Below are 17,538 nucleotides of genomic sequence, written 5' to 3'. Positions count from 1 at the left end.
TGACAGGACAAAAAATCTGCACTAATCCGACGGACTTCATTTTATCAGCGATTCCCTAGGAACAAAAGAAAATGCAGTACGCATGGCAAATCCGTAGCAGTTGCCATAGACCAAAACTCTGAGGAGGAAGCACAATGAAAATGCACACAGCACTCACCATTGCGGGCAGCGATGCGAGCGGCGGCGCGGGCATACAGGCGGATCTCAAGACCATGACCGCGCACGGTGTCTACGGCATGACTGCCATCACCGCACTGACCGCGCAGAACACCACGGGCGTCACCGACATCCTCGCCGTCCCGCCCGCATTCCTCGCGGCGCAGCTCGATGCCGTCTTTACGGACATCCCGCCCGACGCAGTGAAGATCGGCATGGTCGCGGATGCCGCGCTCATCCGTGTGATTGCCGAGAAGCTGGACGAATACCATGCGCAGAACATCGTTCTCGACCCCGTCATGGTCGCGACCAGCGGCGCACGTCTCATCAGCGACGATGCGACGGACGCTCTTGCGACACTGCTGCTGCCGCATGCGACCATCATCACCCCGAACATCCCCGAAGCGGAGGTGCTCGCGGATATGGCAATCACCGACCGAGAGGGAATGACCGCAGCAGCGTCGCGCATCTATGAGCGTGCTCATGCGGTAGTGCTCATAAAGGGCGGACACAGTATCGACGATGCGAACGATCTCCTCGTCGACGGTGCGAGCACACGCTGGTTCGCAGGGCGGCGCATTGCGACCACGAACACGCACGGCACGGGCTGCACCCTCTCCAGTGCGATTGCCGCGAACCTCGCACGCGGCATGACGCTTGATATCGCAGTCGAACGTGCGAAGGCATACATCTCGGGCGCACTCGCTGCAGGGCTTGACCTAGGTGCGGGCAGCGGGCCGCTCGCGCATGGATTTGATTTGAGGAGCGAGTTTATATGCTAGACACCCGTACCCGCAAGCTCACCCTTGCCGGCATTCTCGTCGCCGTCGCCGTGCTCGGCGGACTGTTCAGCTTCCCCGTGCTCGGCAGCCGCTGCGCCCCCGTACAGCACCTCGTCAACATCCTCGCCGCCGTATTCCTCGGCCCTCTCTGGGGCATCGGCATCGCCTTCGCCGCGAGCCTTCTCCGCAACATCGCGGGGCTCGGCAGCCTCATGGCATTCCCCGGCAGCATGATCGGTGTGCTCGCGTGCGGGCTCGCCTATCACTATACGAAACGCCTCGGCATCACCTGCATCGCCGAGGCACTCGGCACGGGCATCCTCGGCGCACTCGCAGCCTATCCCGTCGCCGCCCTCCTCATGGGACTGAACCCCACGAGCTACACCGTCTACATCGTCCCCTTCCTCCTCTCCACAGGCGCGGGCAGCCTCCTCGCCTACATCCTCCTGCGCTTCCTCCTGCCAAAGATTCGGCGGGATTGAGGTTAGGGAAGCACTGATAAATTCAGCCGCGCCGTCTTAGCACATCTTTTTCGCCCTGTCTGTGCCCTAGAATCCTCCACATAGCCCTTGCTATGCGTCCGGTTTGTCTCCTTGACAGGACAAAAAATCTGCACTAATCCGACGGACTTCATTTTATCAGCGATTCCTTAGGGAAGCCCTGATGACCTCCTGGCTGAAGAGCTTGCGGCGCATCCAACGTGGGATAGGTGGTGGCGTTGTGTATCTCGAATGCGAGAATGAGAAAAACTTCTGCAGTTTTATATCGGATTTCGTTGCTTCGGCGAACGTCAGTCGGAGGAAGGTGTATGCTATCATCAACGATTGAAAGCGTTTTGAAATTCATCCACCATAATATAAGCAAAGCAGCCGTGTGCTGCTTTTTTGTTTCAGTGGCGACCTTGATGACGCAGTGCGCGGGCATCGGGAGGTCTGCGATCGGCTCGCGGGACACTTTGCACGCAAATCCCCCGTACACATGCCGCTCGGTGAACTGCTGCGCGTCCTTGAGGAGACGATGAGTTATGTGCCGTCCCCTGCGGGCGCGGACATCGCGCTCTATGACTACGCACGCATGACAGCGGCGTACGCGGCTGCGCTCCATCGCTATGCGGCGGCGCAGGACATCCACAGTGCACACACATACGAGGAGCGGGGCGGCGCAGCATTGCCCGCATTCCTCCTCGTATCGGCGGACATCTCAGGGATACAGCCGTTCATCTACGCGATCCCGTCCAAGGGCGCACTCAAGAGCCTGCGTGGACGCTCGTTCTACCTTGAGATCCTGCTTGAGAACATCGTGGACGAGATTCTCAGCGCGTGCGGCATTAGCCGCAGTGCGCTCCTCTATACGGGCGGCGGACACTTCTACCTGCTCCTGCCGAACACCGAGGACGTGCAGAACCTCCTCGCACGCTGCCATACGGAGGTCAACAACTGGATGCTGGAGCACTTCGGCAGCAGCCTCTACCTCGCGATGGCGTGGACGGCGTGCACGGGGGAGGAGCTTGCGGGGCAGGGCACACAGGAGGCATTTCGCCGCGTAAGCGAGGGGCTTTCGGCAGAAAAACTCTGCCGCTACTCCGAGGAGCAACTCGCGGCGATGTTCGTGCCCGAGAGCGCATGGAACAAAACGCAGGCCAGTACGCGTGAGTGTGCCGTCTGTCGCACCTCCACAGCACATCTCAAACCCTACTCTGCCGACCCCTCCATTGAGGCGTGCGGGATGTGTTCCCATCTCTTCACCTTTGGCGAGCGCATCCTGAAAAGGAACGCATTCTGCGTCTCCACAGAGCGCGGTGTGGAGGCTCTCTCCCTGCCCGGCATCGGGCGCACGCTCTACCTCACGGCAGAGGAGCTGGACGACGTTGACCGTCTCCCGTACAAGAGCGAGCGCATCTACGCGAAGGACACGACGTACACGGGCGATCTGCCCGCCGCGCACCTCTGGCTCGGCGACTACTCCGCACGCGAGAATGATGCCGTGCTCGAAATGGAGACACTTGCGCGGCGCAGCGGAGGGACGGAGGACAGCAAGGGCATCCCGCGCATCGGTGTCATGCGTGCCGACGTGGACAACCTCGGCGCAGCATTCCTCGCGGGATTCCCGTCAGAGTATGCCACCATGATGCGGACGGCGGCACTCTCGCGGCAACTCTCGCTCTTTTTCAAACACTACATTAACCTCCTCTGCAAGGGCAGTGTCAGCGGTATTGGTGATCGACAAAAGACCGCGCCCTTCTCCCTCTTTGGCAGGGAAAAGAAGGCGGCACGCGACGTTCACATCGTCTACTCGGGCGGGGATGACATCTTCCTCCTCGGCGCGTGGGATGATATTGTCGAGCTTGCCGTTGACCTTCGGCGTGCATTCCTCCGCTTACGGGCGGCAAACTCCGCTTCTCTGCGGGGCTCGGCTTCTTCAAGGACAAATGCCCCGTCGCCGAGATGGCACGCCGCACCGGCGATCTCGAATCGCGTGCCAAGGATCAGCGCGGTGCGGACGGCAGACCGCAAAAGGACAGCGTTGCCCTCTTCGGTGCCATCACTGAGGGACGCACCCGCACAACATTCGAGGAGCGTGCGCAGGTCTACAGCTGGGACGCATTCGTCGACCATGTCTGCGGGGAAAACTCTCCTTCCTGCGTGCGCACTGCATTTTTGAGGAGGGGGCGGAAGGAGAGCAGCTGAACCTCGGCACGAGCGCCGTCTATCGGCTGCTCACACTCTTGGAGCAGGACGGACAGATCCAACTTGCACGCTTTGCTTACGCGCTCGCGCGACTCGACCCCGGAGCGCAGAGCCCCGCACAGGAGGCGTACGCCCGCGTGCGTACGCAGCTCTACGAGTGATACCGCGACCCGGCAGAGCGCAGACAGCTGTCCACCGCATTCCAGCTGATCATATACAGCATCCGAGAGAAGGGAGAGGGATCAAATGGCTGAGACGATCAAAAAACTGACGGAGACGGATGATATTGCAGGAAAAGCAGAGAAGATCATCCTCGGACTCAAAAATGACCGACTGCTCGGGGGAACAAATGGACTGACAACCAACCAGATCCGTAAATTCCTCACGGCGGTCAACACGCTGACGAACAAGATCACCCTCTATCGCCACCAGCAGGAGCAGACCCGCGAGCTGAGCGAAGACCTCGCCAAGGAGGTTCGGTTTCTCAAGGTCAAGCTCGCCTATCAAGTCGCACGCGGCAACAAGGGGGTTAAGCGGTTCGCGGAGGATACACAGCTGAAGGAGTACATCGACACGGTCGGCACGGATCTCAAAGAGTATATGGCGTTCGCACAGTTCATTGAGGCCCTGGTCGCCTATCATAAATTTTACGGAGAAAAGGAAGGTGAATGATGATGGAGCAGAAGAATACAAGACAGCGGGCACTGAAGGGAAAACTCGACATTGGGGCGATCCTGCGCCTCGAAACTGGGCTGCACATCGGTGCGTCCTCCGACTTTGCGCCCATCGGTGCAGTGGACAGCCCATTCCTGCGCGATCCGATGACGAAGCAACCCATCATCCCCGGCAGCTCGCTCAAGGGGAAGATCCGCACACTCCTTGCGCGCAGCTTCTCGACGGACGAATACTTTTTGAACAAGATCGATGAGGACAGCCCTGTGCTCCAGAGACTTTTCGGTTCGGCAGCGCAGAGTGGTGCGGGAGGTTTGGGCGCGCGTCTGCAGTTCTCCGACATCCGCATGGCGGAGGCGTCCTGTCAGCGGTTTGCCGCGATGGAGCTGGACACATACATCGGCGAGATCAAATTTGAAAACACCATCAGTCGGATCAGCGCCGCCGCGAACCCTCGTCAGATCGAACGCGTCCCCGCCGGCGCAGAGTTCGACTTCCGTCTCGTTTACAACATCGAGGACGAGGGCGATCTGGCAGAGGATCTCCAGATCCTCGCCGATGGCATCCGCCTCCTGCAGATGGACTACCTCGGCGGGCACGGCTCGCGCGGGTATGGCAGAGTATTGCTGCGCGACTTCCATGTAAAGCACTTTACGATCCATGCCGAGAATGCCATGACCCAGGAACGGTTGCAGGGGATTGCGGAGATGCTGCAGAAGGGTGGCGGATCCATGTGAGCTATGTGATCTATCCGCTCCACTTCGAAACGGCGGTTCACTTCGGACAGCCGGGACGCGGCGGCAGACTGGACGAGGCGTGCATGGAGTACCCCGCCGATATGCTCTTTGGTGCGCTCTGCGCCGAGCTCGCCGCCGCAGGGGAGGAGGAGAGCCTCGTGCGCCTCGCGGAGGAAGTCGAGCGCGGCGACCTGCGCCTCTCCGACCTCCTGCCGTGGCAGAGCCGCAAAAGCGACGGCGCGATGGCACTCTTCCTCCCGCGCCCCGTCCTGCGTGTGGAGCGCAAAGAACGGGAGCAGCGCGAGGACTACCGCACCACCTGCGCGAACGCCACCCTGCGTAAAAAGCAGAAAAAACTCAAATACATCCGCGCGAGCCGTATGCAGGACTACATCCGCGCCATGGAGCGCGGCATCCCGTTCGAGGAGAACGATTTTGACGCCGACTTCGGCATCGAGTTCCTGTGCCAGCGTGTGAACACGCGCGGCGAGGAACCGCTGCCCTACTACGTCGCCCAGTTCAGCTTTGCCGCCCGCGCAGGGCTCTTCCTCATCGCCCGCGTGCGGGACGCGGAGATGGGCGCGTGGCTGCGCCGCCTCCTCGCGTGGGTTGGAATGGCGGGCATCGGCGGCAAGCGCACGAGTGGCTACGGCAAATTTCGTGTCGGCGAAATCATCCGCATGGACGCGAACGATGGTGGCGACACCGCAGCCCTCAGAGATATGCTTGCTGCGGACAGTGCTCCGTGGCAGCTTGCACTCGCGCCCGTCCTCCCCACGGCAGATGACCTCGCCGCAGTCAAGGCGGGGGCGTATCGGCTGCGTCGTGCGGGCGGCTTCGTCAGCTATCCGACCCATGCCGCCGAGAAGAAGAACAGCGTCTATCTCCTCGACGCAGGTTCCTGTTTTCCTGTGCGGATTGGCGGTACATGCAGCACATTGGGGACGCATGACGGACATTCCGTCTGGCGCTACGGCTATGGACTCTACGCGGGGGTGACAGCATGAAGGGCGACATCATACGGCAAACCTACGAGATCAAGTGCATTGCCCCCGTCCACATCGGTTCGGGCGAGGAACTGAGAACCTTCGAGTATCTCTATAACAGGGACAAGCTTGAGCTGTGCCTCCTGAACGAATCCAAATGGCTTGCCTTTCTTGAGACGCGCGGCCTTACCGAGGCATTCATCAAGCACGTTGAGATCGATGGCGCAGGGCGCAGTCCGCGCAACTTGCTTGAGTGGCTGACTGCCAACCGTGTCACCGAGGCAGATCTGCGAAAGGCGGGCGTCATCCGCCGCAAAGTTCCCGTGGCGCAGCTCTCGGAGAAAAAATATAAGAATAGAAAGCCCACGCTCAACAAAGTCGTGTGTCACCTCGTGCGCTCCGACAACGCGCAGCCCTACATCCCCGGCAGCAGCATCAAGGGCACACTGCGCACGGGCATCCTCCACCACTTCATCCGCAAAGACCCCGCGCGCTTCCGCCCCTACTGGCAGGAAATTTGTTCTGTCCGCGGCTCGCTGAAGGAGAAGGGACACAAGTGGAACGAGATCATCCTGCGGCTCGAACAGGAGCTCCTGCCCACCCTCACCTATGAGGACATAGAGCGCGGGGATGCCGTCGCGAGCGCATTGCGCGGACTCTGTGTCAGTGACGCGATGCTCGTCGGATGCGCGGAAAAGGCTCCGACCATCATCGTGCAGAAAATTGACGCAACAACCCTCATCAAGCCCGGCGAGCGTCGCGGCGAAAGTCCGATCGTCCTCTTTCGCGAGTGCATCCCCGCAGACAGCAGACTACGCTTCACCATCACAGCGAACCTCCCCATGCTCCGCGCGGCGGGCATTGACTCGCTGCCATCCGTCCTCAATATGCTGCGCACCTGCACCCTCGACGGACTGACACGCCAGCAGCGCGTCTTTGAAGCCATTGACGCCAAATACTACGGCGCGCTCTTTGACGACATTACCGCATTTAAGGCGAACGCACTCCTCGGCGGAGGCACAGGATTCCTCACCAAGAGCCTCATCTATGCACTTGCCGACAAAGAAAACGATGCGCGGCGGTTTGCGGCGGCGTATTTTGACGAACAGTTCACCAACCCATCACATAAACACATGGAAACGGACGTGCGCCTCACCCCTCGTACACTCAAGAGAGCGCAGACCGACGGGGCAGACTGGATCATGGGGCTCTGCTCCATCACAGGAGTTGGCAATGCTCAGACGCTTTGAGGCGGAGCTGCGCCTGCCCGACGGCGCGCGTGCGCCCTCCTCCATGGGCTCCACCCTCCACGGCGCACTCATCGAGCAGTTGCCGGGGGACTACGCCGCCTACCTGCACACAGAGAACCTGCGCCCCTACAGCCAGAGCATCCGCTGGGACAGAGCGCGGGAGCGCGTCATTTGGCGTGTCGGTACACTCGACCGCACCGCAGGAGAAATCATCGGCGGCGTGCTCCACGGCATCGAGAGCATCCATCTCAGACAAAAGGGCTACACCGTCGACGTGCAAAACACACAATGCGTCGAGGAGCGCAGCTATCAGGACATCGCCGATGAATACTTTCGTGCGGAAACCGCGCCGCGCGGTGCAGAGATACACTTTCTCACACCGACCAGCTTCAAACAGGGCGGCACATACATCATCCTACCCGAGAGCACACTCATCCTGCAGAGCCTCCTCGCACGGTGGAACAGATTCTGTCCCGACATCCGCATCGAGGAAGACAACCTCGCGCAGATCCTTGCAATGCATACGCGTCTCACGCGCTATGCCCTGCGCTCCGCATCGTTCTCCGTCGAGGGATATAGCATCCGCGGCTTTCGCGGACAGATCGCCCTGCAGTTCGCGGGCAACGACATGGTGCGCCGCATCCTCGGCACACTCCTCGCCTTTTCCCCCTATGCGGGAATCGGCATCAAAACCGCCCTCGGTATGGGCGCGGTAGAGACACATATTTGGAAAGGATGAACGAGATGGTCGAACGAGTTCTATTTTCACCGCTAGGAGATACTGACCCCATACGCGGTTGCCATGACGGGGCGATGCTACACATCCTGCGACACTACCATCCCACGCGTGTTGTCCTCTTTTATACCTATGATATGGCAGAGAAAGAGCGGCGCGACCATCGCTATACGCGGGCAATCAAGCACGTTGCGCCGGGCTGTATCGTTGAAGAACTGTATACGGACATACGGGATGCACATCTCTATGAGACGTTCAGCAAAATCTTGCCGCAGGAAGTACTGCGCCTTCGCGAAGAGCATCCGACGTGTGAGCTGCTGCTCAATCTTAGCTCGGGAACACCGCAGATGAAAACAGTGCTGTCGATCATGGCAGCTCATACATCAGGATGTCGCGCCGTTCAGGTGCCGATGCCCGAGGGAAAATCCAATCGTAGCAACGAGGCAACGAAGGACACCGATAACATTGACGTATTGATCGAGACCAACATTGACGATGAAGAAGATGCAAAGAATCGTTGTGTAGAGCCGCCGCTCTATGTGTTTCATTTCTATGAAGAACGTAGCCGCATCCTCTCACTGATTGATTCCTATGAGTATGCGGCAGCCCTGAAGGTCGCGCGAGGAAGTGTGCTCGTCCCACAGGAGGCAACAAGTCTTCTCCAGTATGCAGAGCGACGCAGTATGCTCCTCACCGAGGAGGCAAAAAAAGTTCTGCGTGAATATGATGGGAAAAAACTTTTCCCCTTCACAGGAAAAACAGAGACACTGGTTGAGTATTTCCTCATAATGCAGATTGACCAAGAAACAGGGCGACTTTCCAACCTGATGCTGCGTATGATTCCCTTCCTCTATGAATTCCTCAGAGAGTACGTGGTGCAGAATGTTAAAATCCCCATACATACGCTCTGTGAACGACGGAAAAACGTACCGTGGCTTGTGCGAGAGAAACTCGAAAAGCAGGAGAAAGAACTGCTCAGACACCTAGATCGCGTGTTTACGGGAGACTACAAGGATCAAGCACTTTCCTTCCATATCCTCTATCATTGCTGCTCCTATGCTGGGAAGACATGGCGTACGGGAGATTCCGTACGCCATGCTGGAATGATGGCGGAACTGGAACAGATCAAAGAAGTACGAAACCTGCGCAATGAGACCGCGCATGAGATGGTCAATGTAACAGAAAAGCGGTTTCACGAGGCGGTGGGCATCGGATCGCAGGAGGCGATGGGGTGCTTCTGTCGAATGCTTGTGCTTATCTACGGCGATAAGGTGCGTGCAATGCGCAGCGTCTATCGCGATCTCAACGCGTGGGTGGAGCAGGCTCTCGAAGTTCATGCGTGAGTGATCGAGCATGGAAAGGAGACCGCGCCATGAGCTTTGCCTACATCACAGAAGAGGGCGCATACATCCAAAAGCGCGGCGGCAACTTCACCGTCGGACGCAATCAGGAATGTATCATGGAGATCCCCGCTGAATCCCTTGAGGGGCTCACCCTCATCGACACCGTACAAGTCTCCTCCAAGGCAATCGTCGAACTCCTGCGCCTCGGCATCCCCGTCACATGGCTCTCGCGCAGCGGATACTTCTTCGGACGCCTTGAGTCCACCCGCCATGTCAACGTCTTTCGGCAGGAACGGCAAGTATTCCTCAGAGGCACTCCCTTCGCCCTCGCCATGGCGCGGCAGGTCATCGCCGCAAAGGCACACAACCAACTCATCCTCCTGCGACGCTACAACCGCAACGCCGCCCTTCCTGAGGTGCGTACGGCAGTTGCAGACATCGAGACACTCAGCAAACACATCATGACCTGTGACACGAACGAGCAGCTCATGGGCTACGAGGGCGCAATCGCCAAAGTCTACTTCCGTGCCCTCGGGCGGCTCGTCCCCGACGAATTCGCCTTTGCAAAACGGACGCGCCGTCCGCCGCGTGACCCGTTCAACACCATGCTCAGCTTTGGCTACACCCTCCTCATGTACGACATCTATACAGCACTGAGCAACGAAGGCCTGCATCCGTACTTCGGATTCCTCCACGCCGTGAAGAACCGCCATCCTGCCCTCGCCTCCGATCTCATGGAGGAATGGCGTGCCGTCCTCATCGACGCGATGACACTCTCTCTCGTCCATCATCACGAGATCAAACAGGAACACTTTGCGCCCGCCGAGGACGAGGACACCCCCGGCATCTTCCTCACACGCGAGGGGCGTGTCATCTTCCTGCGAGCCTATGAGAAGAAAATGCGGGCCGCGAGCCGCTACGGCTGCGGCGACGGGAAACGCTCCTATCGGCACGCCCTCGCATATCAGACACGGCAGTATGCGCAGGCACTCATGGCGGAGAACGCTGACATCTACGAGCCCGTGCGGCTGCGATGAGGTGAGACGTATGGAGTACGACTACGACGAGAGCGAATTCTGCGCCGCAGACGAACGCCGCTGCATCGTTCTCATCATCTACGATATCACCGATGACAAGCGGCGGACGAAAATGGTGAAATGCCTCGAACGCTATGGCGTGCGTGTGCAGAAATCCGCATTCGAGGCATTTCTCACCGCGCGGAAATACGACGAACTCGTCGCACGCACAACGCGCCTCATCGACCCACACACCGACTCCCTGCGCATCTACCTCCTCGCCAACCACACCTCCGTCCGCTCGTGGGGCGTCGGAGATCGTCACGTCGAGGATGTTATCATTTTTTAGCGTCCAAAGGTGTGGAGGGATTGCAGAAAGAGGGACAATGTGCTATACTCAAAAATGAAATCCGCGCCGCACTTAGAGCCGCAATCTTGGCAAAGGTTTTTAGAACGTGCTGTCGACGCAAAAAGGAGGGAAAACACATCCGCGCCGCAAAGTGCCATTTTGAGGCAGGCACAGCAAGGCTTTCAGCCGCAAGGATTTTAAAACCACATCCCCGCAAGGGGATGGAAACTTTTAACTGTGATTACGCCAACACACGACAATATCATCAATATTTTAAAACCACATCCCCGCAAGGGGACGGAAACACACAGCCCAAGCCTCCCCCGTTGCTGACCCGTCCAAGAAGCAAGTCCGTAGGACGAAGCTGATTGGGCAACAGGTCGTATGGGAAAACGGCCCAAGAACACGAGCGTTAGCGATGTGTGATTGGCTGACGTTGACCGCTCGTCACGGGGGAGGGGGACCGCGAAGCGGTGGAAGGGGCGCTATGAACGAACTGTACTTCTCCAACGTGAGAAAGCCTCATTCGCTGCACGCGCCCTCATCGTCTCACGATGTTCGCCTCTTTCCCCGTCGCGACAGGGGAAGCTGGAAAAAAACGGGGCAGCGGTACGAAGCTGTAAAACTTCGTACCGCTGCCCCGTTTGTTGTCTGTTTCAGAGCCGAATGCGCTCGATGTGCTCCATATCCACGGTGACGACCGCCATCTCGAACGCGATTTCGTAGAGGATGAGGTCGTCGCCGACGGCGTCGATGGTCTCCTGATAGCGCGGGATCTTCGCGGCAAAGAGTGGCGCGAGGTCGTAGACGGTGCGTGCGGACTTGACGGCGCGTCCACTCGCGCGGACGTGCTCTGTGGTATCGTTGTGCGGGACAGTGGTGAATGCGATGTTCGGATTTGCCGCGAGTTCGACGACCTTTTCGTTGTCCTTGAACGTGGCGAAGTAGATGCGGTGTTCCTCGGATGCATAGTAAAAACTCACAATGCGTACATGCGGCAGCCCGTCCGTCGTCGTTGCGAGTGCGATCTCGCGCTGCTCGCGCATGATGCGCTCGAATTCATCCCTCATGTTCATGTTTTTCCCTCAATCCCTGTGACGTTACTTTGCTGTCTGTATTCCTCGGACAAAGGCATAGCGTGGTGCACCGCTCCCTGCATCGGCAGCGGCGATGCAGAGGTCGATCTCCGCTGTGCCGAGCTCAGTGAATGGAATCATGACGGTCTGCTCATAACCGATGATGATGCGTGCACCGTCCGTGATGGGGGTACGCGTGAGCTCGGTATCGTCCAGTATGCGCCCTGCCTCCGACCCGCTCCGATAGGTCAGCAGATTCCACGCAGGATAGCCGATAAAGCGCGTCTTGATGAACAGATTCTCCCCTCGGAAGACAACGCCCTCGGGCAGACGGTTCGGATAGTCTGCTTCCGCTGGAATCGGCGATGTCTCCTCTGCCCAAAGCGCGATGGGCTCGACACGCGTGAGGGCAGGCGCAGGACCTGCACTCACTGTGGGCAGAACGCAGCAGAGCAGGACGAGCATGGCAAAGAGTGTGCGAACAAATTGCTGCATAAGACCTCCATTTTCCTTGTGTTTTGCGTCCTTTGTAATAGCGCAGATACAAGATGGTTCTGTGAGGATATTGTAGCACAGAATTCGTCTGCTTTGCAGATTTTCATGCCTCGATTCCGAGCTCTCGCCGCAGCGCATTCTGCAGCGTCTTTGAGAAGTTGATGCTCCGTGCCACGGCAAGATCGTTCATCCATCGTGGAATGGACAGCGTTTTCTTTACGGATTTGTTGAAATGCGTACGCGCATAGCTCTCCACGTCGACGGAGATGAGCGAGACGAAGCGACCGCTCTCATCGGAATAGTCTTCACCCTCCTCATCCTCTGCGGAGAGGTCGACCTGTTCCAGTGGAGTAGGTGCGGGAAGCTTCGCGTGCTCTGCTTTCATTGTGTGAATATAGCCTGCTAGGCAGTCCGTTGCCATTGCCATTGCATCCTCCAGATTCTCGCCCTCGGTTGCAAGGTGGTTCAGGTCGGGAAAGACAACGCTGTAGCTATCGTCGTTTTGATGGTAAAAGATGGCGGGATAAATGTGAAGCATTGCAGTTCTCCTTTGCAATATGTGTGCAGCAATTATTTCAGCCCTGCCTGTTTCAGAATCGAGTTCAGTGTTCTCTTGTTTAGATCTTTTGGCTTTGTATGAAAGGGGATTGTGACCTTTCCGGGCTTTGTCGGATGCGTGTACTGGTGGTGTGAGCCTTGAATTTCCTGTAACTGCCAGCCGTCAGAAAGAATGAGTTTTTCTGCCTCTCGTGGCGTCATCCGAACACCTCCCTTTGTTCGTATTATACAATAGAATACGTATAAAATAAATACGTAAAAAACACGCCGACATTTCTGCCGGCGTGTTCTTATATAATATGAAATTATGATGCTTTCTTCCCGCTCAGGACAACCTTGCTAAAGAGGCCAAGGAGGCCGAGGAAGACGAGGAGACCGAGCATCTCTGCGGTGTCGGCAAAGCCCTCGGGAGCGATGGCGAGCGGTGCCTCGCCGCCGCCGTTCGAGACGGAGACGACGATGACACCTGCGAGCAGAACGCCGACGATGGACTCACCGACGATGAGCCCCGAGGCGAAGAGTGTGCCGCGCCTGAGACCTGCTGCCTCGGCGTTCGAGCCGCCGGTATTCCGCAGGTGGCGGTTGAGGAAGTAGCCGAGGATTGCGCCAACAACGAGCGGCGTCTGGATGACGGGCGGGAGGTAGATGCCCATGCCGACGGCGAGCGGCGGCAGACAGAGGCTGCGCGTTGTGCGCTTGAGGAAGAGGTCGATCAGGACGAGCACCACGCCAAGACCGATGCCAATGTAGATGTACTCCCATGCAAGTTTGCTCGAGAAGATACCCTGTGCGATGGTGGTCATGAGCACAGCCTGCGGTGCGGAGAGTGCCTGTGCGGGATCCATGCCCGCGCGCGGCATTGCGCCGGGGAAGCCGTACGCTTCGTAGAGAAGGTTCAGGACGGGGGCGATGACGAGTGCACCGACGAGACAGCCGATGAGGAGCGCAACCTGCTGACGCCACGGGGTCGCTCCGACGAGCCAGCCCGTCTTGAGATCCTGCATATTGTCGTTCGAGATACACGCAATCGCGAGGATGATGGATGTGGTAAAGATGGCGGTCGCCGTCGCGAACTTTTCGCCGCCGGGCATCTCAAAGATGCCGAATGAGGCGCACAGCGCGTACATGACGAGCGAGGAGACGATGATGCCGAGGATGCCGATGCCCGAGATCGGGCTTGCGGATGTGCCGACAAGACCTGCCATGTAGGCACAGGCGGCGGCAACGAAGAAGCCCATGAGGACGGAGACGCTGACACCGATAATCGTAAAGATCAGCTTTTGGCTCGGCGGGATCTGCTCGGGGCTCACAAAGATGTAGAAGATCCCAAGCAGCCCAACGACCGTCACGCAAAAGACAAGACCAATGCTCTTCATCGACATATCAATGTCCATGCGATGCAGACCATTTTCCTCGTCAGTCGTGCGTGCGCCCGCAATGGATTCTTTCACACCGTCGATGACGGGGCGTGCGAGTGTGATGAGCGTCCAGATCGCTGCAACGCCCATCGCACCCGCGCCGATGAGACGTACCTTCTGCTGATAGATCATGCCCGCAAATTTCTGCATTGCCATGCCGTCGGGCAACACTTCTGTCATGGTGAAGTAGGGGACAAACCCCGCCCATGCAATGGCGATTCCCGTCAGCATGGCAAGTCCGCTCGCAATGCCGATCAGGTAGCCCGCACCCACAAGCGCGGTGGAGTAGCCCAGCGGCAGCTGCGTCATGCCGCGTCCGACGTGAAACCACGCTGAGAGTGCGCCGCCGAGCACCTGCAGACCGTTCGTGAGGAAGGCGATGATACCCGCGACGGCACTGCCCGCGAGAATCTCCTTGATGCCGGAGTCGGCGTTGCCGTTCTCCTTCGTCTGGCTGCCGACCTTCAGGATCTCTGCGGCAGCAACGCCCTCAGGGTATGCGAGGTCACTATGCACGACCATCGCACGGCGCAGCGGGATGGTGAAGAGAACGCCGAGAGCACCGCCGCACGCCGAGACGACGAGCGTCTGCCAGAACTCGAAGCCCTGCCAGTAGCCGATCATGAGCATACCGGGGATGATGAAGATGATCGCGGACAGCGTACCCGCCGCCGACGCCTGCGTCTGCACCATGTTGTTCTCGAGGATATTCGCGTCCTTCGCCATCTTGAGCACTGCCATCGAGATGACCGCCGCCGGGATCGCCGACGAGAACGTCAGACCGACCTTGAGTCCGAGGTAGACATTCGAGGCTGTGAAGATGATCGTGAGGATCGCGCCGAGCAGCATGCCGCGCACGGTGAGCTCGGGAAGTCTCAGCTCGTGCTGCATGAACTCGTTGTGCGAATCTTTCATGCGATAAACACCTATCCTTTTCTCCAATAAAGTGAAAAATAACAGGAATATTATAACATAGAAATACAGAATGTAAACGTCCATATTTGCATGTATACAGAAAACTGATGAAAAAGAAAACAAAACGTGCAAACAAACGAAAAACGACCACCCTCAGGGGACTCTTCACATCGCACAGACAATAGGAAGCACTGATAAATTCAGCCATGTCATCTTGGCGCATCTTTTTCGCACTCTCTGTGCCCTCGATCCTCCACATAGCTCTTGCTATGCGTCCGGTTTGTCTCCTTGACAGGACAAAAAATCTGCACCAATCTGACAGACTTCATTTTATCAGCGATTCCAATACAAAACCGCCGACAGGCTTTCTCGTCACCTGTCGGCGGACATGAGGAAAATACGGGAAGTGATAGGTAACTCTCTTGCATCCAAACGATCTTCGCTTCGTTCCGCGTCCCCGCTAGCATGAGCTGCGGAACTTTCCTTCAAAACGCTGAGAAACTACCTTGACACGCACCCGACCCAGACGCCACAACTCCACTTGTGGAAAACGCCAATCTCATCTGTTCGGCACATGTCCCTGCGCCCGTCCTCCACGGGCTGCCGCATCCTCCTGCCGCACCTTCGCTCGGCGTCTATGCCCATCACGTGCTAGGCTTTGACGCTCTCGTGCGGACACCCTGCGGCCACTCAATGACCCATCGGAATCTCCTCCCAGTCCGTCAGGGAACTTCTGCCGTGCCCCCTCCGCTCAGCCAGCGAAGCTACACCGCCGACACCCTTTCCAACAACCGTCGGTCAACACTGTGGAAACTCCGGAGAACTCTGCCCGTACGCTTACGGATCATACGGGGGGCTGCCTGTCCTGAATCAGGCTGCCGATGAATCCTCCTTTACTGTCTTTAGTATATACAAGTTTCAGAAGATTGTCAATACCGTGAAGGAAATTTTCTAGGGAATCGCTGATAAAATAGACCCTCAAATTGGCGTAGATTTTCCGCCGAAGTGCGGGCAAAAAAGGTGCGTCAAGATGATGGTGTTGAATTTATCAGTGCTTCCTTAACTTTACCCGAAAGACCTATTGAAGCCACAATTCATCTATACTATCATAAAGCAGATGAATATTCCCACAACAGAATCATGGAAAGGAGCCGCTCATGACGCTTCCTTCTCATCCTCGGTGAAGCACCCGTGCCGTTGTTCTACGGCGCACGCTTCGAGGATGTCTGCACGCTCGGCGGCTTTGCGCTCTGGTGGCAGGACTGGGAGTACATGACGTGCCCCGACTGCGGGCAGCCGATGAAGTACCTCATGCAGATTCATTGGGAGGTGTTGACGGACTATATGGAGGGCTCGCTCTACATCGAGTTCTGCCCCGACTGCCGCGTCGTCTCCATGCAGCATCAACAAACATAAGGAGTTCCACGATGAAAAAAATTGGCAGAAATGATCCGGAGCGGCGCAGTGCACTTGCGCCCGAGGATTTCACCGATCTCGTGATGGACAATGCACAGTGGCACCTTGATACGCTGCGTGAAAAAAAGCTGCCCGTGGACGAGATCACGGCATACAACCACCTCGCGATCTATCTGCGCTACTGCATCGAACACGAGCTGATGGCAGACTGGTTCGTCCGCCAGTACGCGGCGACCACCCGTGCCGTACAGGAGCATCCGGCAGATACCGATCTGCGCCCCTTTCTTCGGGACGAGCTGCACGGGATTCTGATGCGCGGTTTCTTTGGCGAGGAGGGCACGGCATTCGCAGAGTATTACTACGATGGCGATGCGCCCTCCTTCCCCTCGGACATCGACAATCATGCTCTGGCGTACTTCGGTGCGGAGCAGTATTTCTCGGAGGAGTTCGACGACGAGGCATATCTATTTTATCGGCTATTGGAACTACGAGACGCAGAAAACGCAGCCGATGATTCTCGTCAAGATTCCCGTGCAGCATCCGTGGGAGGTGTTCGCCTATCTGCCGTTCGGCGGCTGGAACGACTGTCCCGATACCGCTGCGCTGATGGCGGTGTCGAAATACTGGCATGAGCAGCACGGTGCCGCTCCCGCCGTCCTCACCTATGACACACTCGAGTACAGTGTGCCCGCGCCTGTGTCCGAGGAGAGCGCGCGAGAACTCGCCAAGGAGCAATATGCGTTCTGCGCCGATATCGTCGAGCAGGGCGCGTCAGGCATGACCGTCGGCAAGCTCGCCGCCGACCTGAAGAACGCAACGGTCTGGTATTTCTGGTGGGATTGAAGGAACGAGGAAAAATCCGTACTGAGGAAGCACTGATAAATTCAGCCGCGCCATCTTGACGCATCTTTTTTGCCCGCACTTCGTCGGCAAATCCTCCACATAG

Annotated in this window: 21 protein-coding genes and 1 pseudogene; 15 read left to right on the top strand and 7 right to left on the bottom strand. The window is 57.8% G+C overall.

Annotated elements, in window-relative coordinates; translation table 11 throughout:
• Window positions 1–134 precede the first annotated feature (134 nt).
• On the top strand, window positions 135–938 hold the full coding sequence (thiD, locus tag ACO6BQ_RS08215) for a bifunctional hydroxymethylpyrimidine kinase/phosphomethylpyrimidine kinase (protein WP_489120379.1): 804 nt from the start codon (window positions 135–137) through the stop codon (window positions 936–938).
• Complete coding sequence (gene thiW / locus ACO6BQ_RS08210) at window positions 932–1,420, top strand: energy coupling factor transporter S component ThiW (RefSeq protein ID WP_489120378.1); 489 nt, start codon at window positions 932–934, stop codon at window positions 1,418–1,420. Before thiD ends, thiW begins: the two co-directional genes overlap by 7 nt.
• A gap of 2 nt (window positions 1,421–1,422) precedes the next feature.
• Here the strand turns inward: thiW and ACO6BQ_RS08205 are convergent, their stop codons facing one another.
• Window positions 1,423–1,572 carry a secretion protein HlyD gene (locus ACO6BQ_RS08205; protein ID WP_489120377.1) on the bottom strand — a complete coding sequence of 50 codons (150 nt, stop codon included), beginning with the start codon at window positions 1,570–1,572 and terminating at the stop codon, window positions 1,423–1,425.
• 239 nt (window positions 1,573–1,811) lie between these two features.
• Here ACO6BQ_RS08205 and cas10 point away from each other — a divergent pair, with 239 nt between their 5' ends.
• The 10 genes from cas10 (at window position 1,812) to cas2 (ending at window position 10,714) form a co-directional block, all read left to right on the top strand.
• Window positions 1,812–3,599: a type III-A CRISPR-associated protein Cas10/Csm1 gene (cas10, locus tag ACO6BQ_RS08200; protein ID WP_489120376.1), complete on the top strand. Its 1,788-nt coding sequence runs from the start codon at window positions 1,812–1,814 to the stop codon at window positions 3,597–3,599.
• Between the two features lie 64 nt (window positions 3,600–3,663).
• Complete coding sequence (locus ACO6BQ_RS08195; protein WP_489120375.1) at window positions 3,664–3,786, top strand: hypothetical protein; 123 nt, start codon at window positions 3,664–3,666, stop codon at window positions 3,784–3,786.
• Between the two features lie 85 nt (window positions 3,787–3,871).
• Window positions 3,872–4,297 (top strand): type III-A CRISPR-associated protein Csm2, encoded by a 426-nt coding sequence (gene csm2, locus ACO6BQ_RS08190; RefSeq protein ID WP_488787368.1) that lies wholly within the window; start codon window positions 3,872–3,874, stop codon window positions 4,295–4,297.
• The gene (csm3, locus tag ACO6BQ_RS08185; protein WP_489120374.1) at window positions 4,297–5,034 is read left to right on the top strand and encodes a type III-A CRISPR-associated RAMP protein Csm3; all 738 of its coding nucleotides are present in this window, start codon (window positions 4,297–4,299) and stop codon (window positions 5,032–5,034) included. The genes csm2 and csm3 overlap by 1 nt, the downstream gene beginning before the upstream one ends.
• On the top strand, window positions 5,031–6,041 hold the full coding sequence (gene csm4, locus ACO6BQ_RS08180) for a type III-A CRISPR-associated RAMP protein Csm4 (RefSeq protein ID WP_489120373.1): 1,011 nt from the start codon (window positions 5,031–5,033) through the stop codon (window positions 6,039–6,041). Before csm3 ends, csm4 begins: the two co-directional genes overlap by 4 nt.
• Window positions 6,038–7,270, top strand: a complete 1,233-nt coding sequence (gene csm5, locus ACO6BQ_RS08175) for a type III-A CRISPR-associated RAMP protein Csm5 (RefSeq protein WP_489120372.1) — start codon at window positions 6,038–6,040, stop codon at window positions 7,268–7,270. Before csm4 ends, csm5 begins: the two co-directional genes overlap by 4 nt.
• Entirely contained in the window at window positions 7,254–8,009 is a 756-nt protein-coding gene (gene cas6, locus ACO6BQ_RS08170) for a CRISPR system precrRNA processing endoribonuclease RAMP protein Cas6 (RefSeq protein WP_489120371.1), read from the top strand. The genes csm5 and cas6 overlap by 17 nt, the downstream gene beginning before the upstream one ends.
• Window positions 8,006–9,349 carry a type III-A CRISPR-associated CARF protein Csm6 gene (gene csm6 / locus ACO6BQ_RS08165; RefSeq protein ID WP_489120381.1) on the top strand — a complete coding sequence of 448 codons (1,344 nt, stop codon included), beginning with the start codon at window positions 8,006–8,008 and terminating at the stop codon, window positions 9,347–9,349. Before cas6 ends, csm6 begins: the two co-directional genes overlap by 4 nt.
• Window positions 9,350–9,378: 29 nt before the next feature.
• Window positions 9,379–10,386 (top strand): CRISPR-associated endonuclease Cas1, encoded by a 1,008-nt coding sequence (cas1, locus tag ACO6BQ_RS08160; protein ID WP_489120370.1) that lies wholly within the window; start codon window positions 9,379–9,381, stop codon window positions 10,384–10,386.
• Window positions 10,387–10,396: 10 nt separating this feature from the next.
• Window positions 10,397–10,714 (top strand): CRISPR-associated endonuclease Cas2, encoded by a 318-nt coding sequence (gene cas2, locus ACO6BQ_RS08155; RefSeq protein ID WP_489120369.1) that lies wholly within the window; start codon window positions 10,397–10,399, stop codon window positions 10,712–10,714.
• 656 nt (window positions 10,715–11,370) lie between these two features.
• Here the strand turns inward: cas2 and ACO6BQ_RS08150 are convergent.
• The 6 genes and pseudogenes from ACO6BQ_RS08150 to ACO6BQ_RS08125 form a co-directional block, all read right to left on the bottom strand.
• A complete protein-coding gene (locus ACO6BQ_RS08150; protein ID WP_489120368.1) occupies window positions 11,371–11,790 on the bottom strand; it encodes a pyridoxamine 5'-phosphate oxidase family protein in 420 nt (139 codons plus the stop codon).
• Between the two features lie 24 nt (window positions 11,791–11,814).
• Entirely contained in the window at window positions 11,815–12,285 is a 471-nt protein-coding gene (locus ACO6BQ_RS08145; RefSeq protein WP_489120367.1) for a hypothetical protein, read from the bottom strand.
• Window positions 12,286–12,388: 103 nt separating this feature from the next.
• Window positions 12,389–12,823 (bottom strand): type II toxin-antitoxin system HicB family antitoxin, encoded by a 435-nt coding sequence (locus tag ACO6BQ_RS08140; protein WP_489120366.1) that lies wholly within the window; start codon window positions 12,821–12,823, stop codon window positions 12,389–12,391.
• 32 nt (window positions 12,824–12,855) lie between these two features.
• On the bottom strand, window positions 12,856–13,044 hold the full coding sequence (locus ACO6BQ_RS08135; RefSeq protein WP_489120365.1) for a type II toxin-antitoxin system HicA family toxin: 189 nt from the start codon (window positions 13,042–13,044) through the stop codon (window positions 12,856–12,858).
• 104 nt (window positions 13,045–13,148) lie between these two features.
• The gene (locus ACO6BQ_RS08130; RefSeq protein ID WP_489120364.1) at window positions 13,149–15,176 is read right to left on the bottom strand and encodes an OPT family oligopeptide transporter; all 2,028 of its coding nucleotides are present in this window, start codon (window positions 15,174–15,176) and stop codon (window positions 13,149–13,151) included.
• Between the two features lie 165 nt (window positions 15,177–15,341).
• Window positions 15,342–15,505: pseudogene (locus ACO6BQ_RS08125) on the bottom strand (secretion protein HlyD).
• 862 nt (window positions 15,506–16,367) lie between these two features.
• Here ACO6BQ_RS08125 and ACO6BQ_RS08120 point away from each other — a divergent pair.
• From ACO6BQ_RS08120 to ACO6BQ_RS08110, 3 genes are read left to right on the top strand one after another with little or no spacing between them, the layout of a single operon-like run.
• Window positions 16,368–16,592: a hypothetical protein gene (locus ACO6BQ_RS08120; protein ID WP_489120363.1), complete on the top strand. Its 225-nt coding sequence runs from the start codon at window positions 16,368–16,370 to the stop codon at window positions 16,590–16,592.
• 11 nt (window positions 16,593–16,603) lie between these two features.
• The gene (locus tag ACO6BQ_RS08115) at window positions 16,604–17,224 is read left to right on the top strand and encodes a DUF7832 domain-containing protein (protein ID WP_489120362.1); all 621 of its coding nucleotides are present in this window, start codon (window positions 16,604–16,606) and stop codon (window positions 17,222–17,224) included.
• Window positions 17,106–17,435, top strand: a complete 330-nt coding sequence (locus ACO6BQ_RS08110; RefSeq protein WP_489120380.1) for a DUF4253 domain-containing protein — start codon at window positions 17,106–17,108, stop codon at window positions 17,433–17,435. The genes ACO6BQ_RS08115 and ACO6BQ_RS08110 overlap by 119 nt, the downstream gene beginning before the upstream one ends.
• Window positions 17,436–17,538: the final 103 nt, after the last annotated feature.

This window comes from Centipeda sp. (in: firmicutes), assembly GCF_057271695.1.
Note: the sequence above shows the minus strand (reverse complement) of the source record. Positions and strands in the feature narration are given on the sequence as shown.

Coding starts and splice junctions, on each gene's coding strand:
- cas6 (WP_489120371.1), top strand. CDS start 7,254: ATGCTCAGACGCTTTGAGGCGGAGCTGCGCCTGCCCGACGGCGCGCGT.
- ACO6BQ_RS08140 (WP_489120366.1), bottom strand. CDS start 12,823: ATGCTTCACATTTATCCCGCCATCTTTTACCATCAAAACGACGATAGC.
- ACO6BQ_RS08135 (WP_489120365.1), bottom strand. CDS start 13,044: ATGACGCCACGAGAGGCAGAAAAACTCATTCTTTCTGACGGCTGGCAG.
- ACO6BQ_RS08145 (WP_489120367.1), bottom strand. CDS start 12,285: ATGCAGCAATTTGTTCGCACACTCTTTGCCATGCTCGTCCTGCTCTGC.
- cas1 (WP_489120370.1), top strand. CDS start 9,379: ATGAGCTTTGCCTACATCACAGAAGAGGGCGCATACATCCAAAAGCGC.
- csm3 (WP_489120374.1), top strand. CDS start 4,297: ATGATGGAGCAGAAGAATACAAGACAGCGGGCACTGAAGGGAAAACTC.
- cas2 (WP_489120369.1), top strand. CDS start 10,397: ATGGAGTACGACTACGACGAGAGCGAATTCTGCGCCGCAGACGAACGC.
- ACO6BQ_RS08130 (WP_489120364.1), bottom strand. CDS start 15,176: ATGAAAGATTCGCACAACGAGTTCATGCAGCACGAGCTGAGACTTCCC.
- csm6 (WP_489120381.1), top strand. CDS start 8,006: ATGAACGAGATGGTCGAACGAGTTCTATTTTCACCGCTAGGAGATACT.
- thiW (WP_489120378.1), top strand. CDS start 932: ATGCTAGACACCCGTACCCGCAAGCTCACCCTTGCCGGCATTCTCGTC.
- ACO6BQ_RS08115 (WP_489120362.1), top strand. CDS start 16,604: ATGAAAAAAATTGGCAGAAATGATCCGGAGCGGCGCAGTGCACTTGCG.
- csm5 (WP_489120372.1), top strand. CDS start 6,038: ATGAAGGGCGACATCATACGGCAAACCTACGAGATCAAGTGCATTGCC.
- thiD (WP_489120379.1), top strand. CDS start 135: ATGAAAATGCACACAGCACTCACCATTGCGGGCAGCGATGCGAGCGGC.
- ACO6BQ_RS08150 (WP_489120368.1), bottom strand. CDS start 11,790: ATGAACATGAGGGATGAATTCGAGCGCATCATGCGCGAGCAGCGCGAG.
- ACO6BQ_RS08205 (WP_489120377.1), bottom strand. CDS start 1,572: ATGAAGTCCGTCGGATTAGTGCAGATTTTTTGTCCTGTCAAGGAGACA.
- csm2 (WP_488787368.1), top strand. CDS start 3,872: ATGGCTGAGACGATCAAAAAACTGACGGAGACGGATGATATTGCAGGA.